The sequence below is a fragment of the Flavobacterium sp. HTF genome, assembly GCF_003105115.1.
Taxonomy (GTDB): Bacteria; Bacteroidota; Bacteroidia; order Flavobacteriales; family Flavobacteriaceae; genus Flavobacterium.
In genome coordinates, this window is the sequence record NZ_QETH01000139.1 from 1 (window position 1) to 7767 (window position 7767).

Consider the following 7767-nt stretch of genomic DNA (forward strand, 5'->3'; position numbering starts at 1 on the left):
TTGAAAAGTAAAAACATTTTCGGTTTTAATAAAATTTAAAACAATTGAAAATCCTGTTTTAATACAGGAAGAAACCCGTCCGAATTTATATAATCGGGAACTATTAAGGTTTAATTCCCTTTTTACAACTACAAATGAAGACTGGTAATACTCAGCCGATCCGGATTGAGAATATAAAGTACCATCGCCCGCAATCACGACAAAGGTCAGAAAGAGTGTGATTAGGTATTTTAGGTGTTTTTTCAATCTTTTTAATCTAGGTTATAAAACGAAATTACGAATTAAAACAAAAGTTTCAATTTTAACGCTACTTTTTATTCGTTCAGTACTGCTTCTTTTTTAAAAAGCAACAAACCCAGTCCCAAAACAAAAACCACACAACTCAGAAACATACATACTCCGTTTTTTAAAACAAAGAAAGAAAAACCAATAGCAGCCGAAGCCAAAACAACCATTAAGGAAATTATAGTTTGTGTTTTAATAAAATTTAAAGCATGAACCGCCAAACCAACAAAAAGCAACGAGGGACCAACAATGACAAAAGGATAAAGAACTTCTGGCGAATTACTGATTTGAAGACTCAATGCTGCTTTTGCCGTTTCATCAGTACCAAAACCTGACATTATAAAATCGATTGTACAGAGCCCAATATGAGCAATAACGCCCAAAGCTGTCAGCACAGAAGCAAGTGTATTGATTCTGTTTTTAGGAAATACATCATTAAACGACAACAAAAAACAAGCTCCAATTAAATTGAACCAATGGGCAAAATCTATTGATGTATTTAAATTGGGTAAAATGTTTGAAAATAATAAATAACTGGCGAGGAAAAATAGCAAACCGATCTGGCAAAAATGTTTTGTTTTCATAATTTATTTTAAAATTGATGAAGCAAAACTAAATTGAAAAATTACGGGAAAGCTGTGTTTTATTGACTTAGGTACGAAATGCATTGTTTTAGGTATGAATTTACAATCCCAACAAAGCTTCTTTATAATTTTTAGAAACCGGAAGTTCAATTTGAGTCAATATAATTGTATTTGCATTTCTCCAGGATTTAAAATGCATCGGATTTATTAAATGCGAACGATGAATTTGCACCAAAAAACCAAAATCATCCTGAACTTTTTTGAGCGAAGACCGAATGATTTTCGAATTGAGTTTGTCATTTTCGATATAAAAAATCTCAACATAATTTTGAGCGTTGGAAATGCAAACCAAATCGGCTTTTTTGATTTTTAGAACATCTAATTTGTTTTCTCCCCTAAATACTAAAACATCTTCTTTTATCGGAATGAGTTTGATTAAATATCTTCTGGCAAGAATAATTACGGGAGTCAGAATCAAAGCGACTTTTATAAAAATTACAGAAAAGAATTCTGAAAAACTATAACCACCTTTTAAAATCGGGCCTTTATAATAGGAATAAATTGCCATCAGGTAAATCAAATAGCAGAAAAGAATACTGGCAATTTCGAAACCGATATTCCACTTTACTGTTCTTTTATAAACGCTTTTTTGGACTAAAGTTAAAATCCCGTACGACAAAAATGCCAGTGTACTAAACCCTATACTGATTAAAAACCAGGCTCTGAAATCTATAGTGCCGTCGTCAAAAGGTTTTATGATAATGGCAAAAATGAAAAGCCATAAGCCAATCAGCAAACCAACTATTAGGTTATATTTTATGGAAATGTTTAGCTGTTTCACTTTATGTAAGTTAGATTTTAAAGTTTCATTTCCATAATAGGCATGAAACGGTTTTTTATGGAAGTTTCAAACTCTCCTATTTTCACAAATCCCATTTTGGCGTAAAATTCCTCAGCATTGGGTTCAGAATCTAATATAATCTTTTCTGTTTTTTCTTCTTTCATCCGGTTTAAGAAATCCAGAAGTAAATATTTTCCAAATCCTCTGCCAATATGTTCGGGCAAGATAAATAAATTATCCAGTTTAACTACTTTTTCATTTTCAAAAACATAAGAGTAATAACCTATAATTAAATCATTATCTACCAGTTTGAATGTGTTATTATCTCTAATATAATCCTGAGAAATAGTTAAATTTTTATCCCATTTCTGAATTTGCGCTGCAGAATATCCCCAATAGGCTTTTGACTTTTTGGTTATTCCTGTGAGGATTTCGTTGTCGGTTATGTTGGCTTTTTCTATTGTCATTGGTTTGAAATTGAAATCTATCGATTTTTTGTCATTCTGAGGAACGAAGAATCGTAAACTTATTATGACTCAAAGCAAAACCCAAATTCTCATAAATCGCCACATTTTCTATTCGATTTTTATTTGTGGTTACTTCAATGCTTTTTAAATTATACTGATCTGCAAAATTTAAAATCTCGTTTATCAATACTCTTCCAACGCCCTGACCACGATATTTTTGATGAATAAAAAACTCCTGAATTTCACCCACCAATCCACAATGATGTAAAAGATTTTGGGTATGAAAACTAATAAATCCTAAACCTTCTGTTTCGTTTTCGGCAATCAGATATAGATTTTTTGGGTATGAAATATTTTCATTGAATATCGTTTGGAAAACCTCAAAATCTAAAACTTCATTTTCGAGTTCGCAGGTTGCTTTGTAGACGAAGTCCAGGTCTTGGTTTTCTGCTTTTCTGATTTTGATTTTTGGTTTCATAGCTTTCTTTCATGTATCATGTAATGTAAATATACGCAATCTTGTCATTTCGACTGAAATGACAAAAACCAAAAAATATTAATATTCAAAATCAATAATAGTAAGAAAAATTGTATATTTGTGCCGCTAAATTAATCTGAAAATGTATTTCACAAATACAATTTGTTTTAAACCAAAATCAAAAATATAAAAGAATTTTAAATATCTTTGAATCATGAGCACAGCAAAACCAAAACATATTGGCCGAAACATAAGCCGAATTAGAGAACTTAGAGATATGAAGCAGGAAGCGCTTGCTATTGCTATTGGCACAACCCAACAATCGATCTCTATTATTGAAGGAAGCGAAAGCGTTGACGACGAAAAACTGAAAACTATTGCTGATGCATTAGGAGTTTCAAGCGAAGCTATTAAAAATTTTTCTGAAGATGCTGTTTTTAATATTATTGGAAATACTATTGAAATAGAAAACAATACTGGTTCTTCCGTAATAAGTCATGCATGCACTTTTAATCCGCTAGATAAATTTCTGGAAACTATTGAAAAGAATGAAAAACTTTATGAAAGATTGATTCAAATCGAAAAAGATAAAGCTGCTTATTTAGAAAAATTACTTAAAGAAAAATAACACCCAAAAAGATTTACTCCCAAGTAATGACTAAACCGAAGCTTAATTGTTTCGGTTTTTTTGTTTGATGTTTATTCTCAATCTTGTCATTCTGAGGAACGAAGACACGAGCTATACCGAACTAACAAGATTATCAAAAACTTTGTGTCTTAGCGCCTTTGTGGCAAACTCAAAACAAATAAGAAAACTTTAATAAATCAACTATACGCCACTTATTCAAAAATCACTAATTTTGAAAATCGAAGTTCAAAAACGAAACAATTATGAAATATCATCAAATAAACAGCGCTCTTTTTGTAAAAAACCGCAGAAAATTCACAGCAGAAATGAAACCAAATTCGGTTGCCGTTTTCAATTCCAATGACATTTACCCGATTAGTGCCGACAGTACTTTGCCGTTTGCACAACACAGAGACATTTTTTATCTGAGCGGAGTTGATCAGGAAGAAAGTGTTTTGCTTTTGTTTCCGGATGCGCCTTATGAGCACCAGAGAGAAATTCTTTTTTTGAGAGAAACCAACGATCATATCGCAGTTTGGGAAGGCGAAAAACTGACTAAAGAACGTGCATTTCAGGTTTCGGGGATTAGAACGGTTTATTGGTTACAGGATTTTCATAAAATTTTGAACGAAATGATGACGTATGCCGATACGATGTACATCAACACCAACGAACACTACCGCGCAACGGTTGAAACAGAAACACGCGAAGCCCGTTTTATAAAATGGTGGAAAGAGCGTTATCCTGCACACAACGTAGCGAAAAGTAACCCAATTTTGCAAAGAATACGTTCTGTAAAAGAAAGCGAAGAAATTGATTTGATTCAGCAGGCTTGTGATATTACCGAGAAAGGTTTCCGAAGATTATTATCATTCGTAAAACCAAATGTTACCGAATATGAAATTGAGGCTGAATTAGCTCACGAATTTATCCGTAACCGTTCTAAAGGTTTTGCTTATACCCCAATTATTGCTTCAGGAAATAATGCGAATGTTTTGCATTATATCGAAAACAACCAGCAATGTAAAGACGGAGATTTGATTCTGTTAGACGTTGCGGCTGAATATGCCAATTATTCAAGCGATATGACGAGAACAATTCCGGTTTCGGGACGTTTTTCTGAGCGCCAAAAAGCGGTTTACAAAGCGGTTTTGAATGTTAAAAATGAAGCTACAAAAATGCTGACTCCGGGAACGCTTTGGAAACAATATCATGTAGAAGTGGGCAAAATCATGACTTCTGAATTGCTTGGTTTAGGTTTATTAGACAAAGCCGATGTTCAGAACGAAGATCCGGAATGGCCTGCTTATAAAAAATATTTCATGCACGGAACTTCTCACCACATGGGACTTGACACGCACGATTATGGTTTGCTTCACGAACCAATGAAAGCCAATATGGTTTTCACGGTTGAACCTGGAATTTATATTCCGAACGAAAAATTCGGAATCCGTCTGGAAGATAATGTTGTGGTTCAGGAAAAAGGAGTCCCTTTTAACTTAATGCGCAATATTCCGGTTGAAGTTGATGAGATCGAAACGTTGATGAATGAATAATTTCGTGATGAAAAAGATTTTTTTATTCGTTTTTTTACTCATTGCCGCAAACACTTTCGCGCAGACGGAAGGATATGCGACAAACAATGATTCGAGTAAAACCTATTACAAAACATTCGGAAAAGGCGAACCGCTCTTAATTATAAACGGCGGTCCCGGAATGAACAGTAATGGTTTTGAAGATATGGCGAAAACGCTGGGCGAAAATCAGGAAACGATTATTTACGACCAAAGAGGAACCGGAAAATCGAAACTGGCAAAATTGAATTCTAAGACCATTTCGATGAAACTGATGGCCGATGATATTGAATCATTGAGAAAACATCTTAAAATCAAGAAATGGAACATCCTCGGACATTCTTTTGGCGGCATGCTGGCTTCTTATTACGCGACCGTTTATCCTCAAAGTATCAATAAATTAGTTTTATCCTCTTCGGGTGGTGTTGATCTGACTTTATTGAAGAGCCCAAATCTTATTGAAGCCGGTTTGAGCAAAACCGAAAAAGATTCTCTGGATTACTGGAATAACAAAATCGAAAAAGGAGACACTTCGCACAAAGCGCGTTTAGGCCGCGGAAGAGCGATGGCTCCGGCTTATGTCTATGACCAAAAATTTGTTCCTGTTATTGCAGAGCGACTTACGCAGGGAAATTCAACTATAAACGGATTATTGTGGAGCGATATGCAAAAAATGAATTTTGATTGCAAAGCCAAACTAAAGAATTTTAATAATCCGGTCTTAGTCATTCAGGGAAAAGAAGATATTATCAGTAATAAAATTGGGGAACTGGCTCAAAGAACGTTTCCGAATTCAAAACTAATTTTACTGGAACATTCCAAACATTACGGATGGCTCGATGCAAGAGAAAAATATTTTTCGGATATCAATTCCTTTTTAAAATCATAAAACTTAAAAAATGGCTTTCAGAAACGGAAGCCTTTTTTTTTTGGGACTCAATAACGTATATTTTTAACTGAAACGAACTTATATTTCTTATAAGATTTTTCAATTATTACCTTTGTATATCACACTTTAAAAACTTTATTTTGAAAAATATCCTATATAAAAACACTAAAATATCTTTTACCGATTCAGGTCAGGGAACCGCCATTGTATTGCTTCACGGTTTTTTGGAAAACAAAATAATGTGGAACGAATATGCTGATTTTTTCTCAGAAAAATATCGTGTTATTACTATTGATTTATTAGGTCACGGCGAATCAGACTGCTTGGGTTATGTTCATGAAATGGAAGACAATGCCGGAGCTGTAAACGAAGTCCTGGAATATTTAAAAATTGAAAAGGTAATCATTTTAGGCCATTCAATGGGCGGGTATGTTGCTTTGGCTTTTGCTGAATTGTATCCGGAAAAAGTCCTTAAAATAGTGTTACAAAATTCAACTTCCAAAGAAGATAGTGCCGATAAAAAATTAAACAGAACACGCGCCATAAAAGCGGTAAAACAAAATTATGTAAGCTTTGTAAGTTTAGCGATTGCTAATTTATTCAGCGAGAACAACAGAACCCGACTGGCAGACGAAATTGAGAAAGTAAAGGAACAGGCTTTAAAAACACCTTTGCAGGGAATTGTGGCTTCGTTGGAAGGCATGAAAGTGAGAAAAGACAGAGAAACTTTGCTGCACAAAAATCTGTTTCCGGTTTTGCTGGTCTTAGGCAAAAAAGATCCGGTTTTAAACTACGAAGAAAATCTTGCTCAAATCGAAGATACAACAGCAGAGCTGGTTTCTTTTGATGACGGACATATGAGCCATATCGAAAACAAAGAAGAACTAAAAACGATCTTATCCCAATTTTTCGAATAAATCAAAATCTATAAAACGTAAAAAAGGCTGCCCAAAAATTTGAAGCAGCCTTTTTCGCATTATATCGGGGGCAAAAGTTATTATAGTTTTGAAATAATATCTTTTTTGAATTTAGACAAAGTTGCTCTTGTCAATCCTAAATTTGCCTTCTTAGCATCAACTGCCAAGTAAATGAAATATCTTCCATCCTCAGAAACATCCAAAATATGTAACTGATCTGTTAGTGTAATTAAAATATCGTTGATTTTTTGATCTAATCCTAATGCTTTTATTGCATTCATTTTAGCTTTAACCACTTCTAAGTTATAAGCAGAAGCCAATTCCGGGTCAAAGTCCGGATTTAAAGAAAGTGAGCAATAAGACATTCCTGTTTCTAACTCAGTAACTGAAACTGCAATGAATCCGCTAACGTTCTCTCTTAAATCATTTTGAAACGTTTGTAAAAAATCTGACATGTTTTGATTGTATTAAATTAATTATTGAAAATGGTATCCATCTTGCGAAGCAAAAGTCCCATTTTACTTATATCTTTAGAAAGTAATGCCACACAATTATCTTCCGGATCTTTACTGGCGATTACAATTCCATCATTGTTTTTAATCATTACCTGTTTAAGATCTCCGTTATTAATATCTTCAGACATTTCTAAACACATTTTTAATATCATTCCGATCATGGCGGCTACATTACCATCATATTCCAGATTAACCGATTCAACCAAAATTCCATCAATATTAAAAATCAATCCAGATTCTGCTCCGGTTTCATCCACTAGTGTATTTAAATCAATCATATTGCTATTTATCATTTTAAGAAGAATCAAAGATATTTTAGTTAAACAGAATTGCCCGATAAACACTTGTTAAAAAAAAGCGTAATCCTAACCACTTGAATTACTTTTATTTATACTTTAATTTTTGAGTATTTTTCAAATATTATCTTCAAAAAAAATTAACAGAAAAAAAGGATTTGGTCAAAATTCTAACATTCTGTTCAATTAAATTCAAATATTAGTTCAAACCCTATCGCAAGTGGGTTTAAAGGAAGTTTTTGCGTAAATTTGCAAAAATTTTAATCAGATGAAAACTGCAGACGAATTACGCT

11 protein-coding genes are annotated in these 7767 nt (G+C 33.4%); 4 read left to right on the forward strand and 7 right to left on the reverse strand.

Going from position 1 to position 7767, the window contains the following annotated elements; translation table 11 throughout:
- From DCO46_RS21685 to DCO46_RS21705, 5 genes are all read right to left on the reverse strand, one after another.
- On the reverse strand, nt 1–246 hold a 246-nt coding region (locus tag DCO46_RS21685), incomplete at its 3' end, for a hypothetical protein (RefSeq protein ID WP_133244622.1).
- A gap of 68 nt (nt 247–314) precedes the next feature.
- Nucleotides 315–869: a hypothetical protein gene (locus DCO46_RS21690; RefSeq protein WP_116754561.1), complete on the reverse strand. Its 555-nt coding sequence runs from the start codon at nt 867–869 to the stop codon at nt 315–317.
- 100 nt (nt 870–969) lie between these two features.
- Nucleotides 970–1710, reverse strand: a complete 741-nt coding sequence (locus DCO46_RS21695; protein ID WP_116754562.1) for a LytTR family DNA-binding domain-containing protein — start codon at nt 1708–1710, stop codon at nt 970–972.
- Between the two features lie 17 nt (nt 1711–1727).
- Complete coding sequence (locus DCO46_RS21700; protein WP_116754563.1) at nt 1728–2177, reverse strand: GNAT family N-acetyltransferase; 450 nt, start codon at nt 2175–2177, stop codon at nt 1728–1730.
- A 31-nt stretch (nt 2178–2208) separates the two neighbouring features.
- The gene (locus DCO46_RS21705) at nt 2209–2655 is read right to left on the reverse strand and encodes a GNAT family N-acetyltransferase (protein WP_116754564.1); all 447 of its coding nucleotides are present in this window, start codon (nt 2653–2655) and stop codon (nt 2209–2211) included.
- Between the two features lie 214 nt (nt 2656–2869).
- Between DCO46_RS21705 and DCO46_RS21710 the strand changes: the two genes are divergently transcribed.
- The 4 genes from DCO46_RS21710 (at nt 2870) to DCO46_RS21725 (ending at nt 6663) form a co-directional block, all read left to right on the forward strand.
- Complete coding sequence (locus DCO46_RS21710) at nt 2870–3283, forward strand: helix-turn-helix domain-containing protein (protein ID WP_116754565.1); 414 nt, start codon at nt 2870–2872, stop codon at nt 3281–3283.
- A gap of 263 nt (nt 3284–3546) precedes the next feature.
- Nucleotides 3547–4839, forward strand: coding sequence for an aminopeptidase P family protein (locus tag DCO46_RS21715; RefSeq protein ID WP_116754566.1), 1293 nt, complete (start codon nt 3547–3549; stop codon nt 4837–4839).
- 7 nt (nt 4840–4846) lie between these two features.
- The gene (locus tag DCO46_RS21720; RefSeq protein ID WP_243416382.1) at nt 4847–5746 is read left to right on the forward strand and encodes an alpha/beta fold hydrolase; all 900 of its coding nucleotides are present in this window, start codon (nt 4847–4849) and stop codon (nt 5744–5746) included.
- Between the two features lie 140 nt (nt 5747–5886).
- Entirely contained in the window at nt 5887–6663 is a 777-nt protein-coding gene (locus tag DCO46_RS21725) for an alpha/beta fold hydrolase (protein ID WP_116754568.1), read from the forward strand.
- An 80-nt stretch (nt 6664–6743) separates the two neighbouring features.
- On the opposite strand, the gene DCO46_RS21730 is transcribed toward DCO46_RS21725, so the two are convergent.
- Together DCO46_RS21730 and DCO46_RS21735 are read right to left on the reverse strand one after the other, a co-directional pair.
- Entirely contained in the window at nt 6744–7118 is a 375-nt protein-coding gene (locus DCO46_RS21730; protein WP_116754569.1) for a hypothetical protein, read from the reverse strand.
- A 17-nt stretch (nt 7119–7135) separates the two neighbouring features.
- Nucleotides 7136–7456 (reverse strand): roadblock/LC7 domain-containing protein, encoded by a 321-nt coding sequence (locus DCO46_RS21735; RefSeq protein WP_116754570.1) that lies wholly within the window; start codon nt 7454–7456, stop codon nt 7136–7138.
- Nucleotides 7457–7767: the final 311 nt, after the last annotated feature.

Bases quoted from the DNA above. Each gene is read 5' to 3' on its own strand.
- DCO46_RS21705 (WP_116754564.1), bottom strand. From the start codon at position 2,655: ATGAAACCAAAAATCAAAATCAGAAAAGCAGAAAACCAAGACCTGGAC.
- DCO46_RS21700 (WP_116754563.1), bottom strand. From the start codon at position 2,177: ATGACAATAGAAAAAGCCAACATAACCGACAACGAAATCCTCACAGGA.
- DCO46_RS21690 (WP_116754561.1), bottom strand. From the start codon at position 869: ATGAAAACAAAACATTTTTGCCAGATCGGTTTGCTATTTTTCCTCGCC.
- DCO46_RS21710 (WP_116754565.1), top strand. From the start codon at position 2,870: ATGAGCACAGCAAAACCAAAACATATTGGCCGAAACATAAGCCGAATT.
- DCO46_RS21715 (WP_116754566.1), top strand. From the start codon at position 3,547: ATGAAATATCATCAAATAAACAGCGCTCTTTTTGTAAAAAACCGCAGA.
- DCO46_RS21735 (WP_116754570.1), bottom strand. From the start codon at position 7,456: ATGATTGATTTAAATACACTAGTGGATGAAACCGGAGCAGAATCTGGA.
- DCO46_RS21720 (WP_243416382.1), top strand. From the start codon at position 4,847: ATGAAAAAGATTTTTTTATTCGTTTTTTTACTCATTGCCGCAAACACT.
- DCO46_RS21730 (WP_116754569.1), bottom strand. From the start codon at position 7,118: ATGTCAGATTTTTTACAAACGTTTCAAAATGATTTAAGAGAGAACGTT.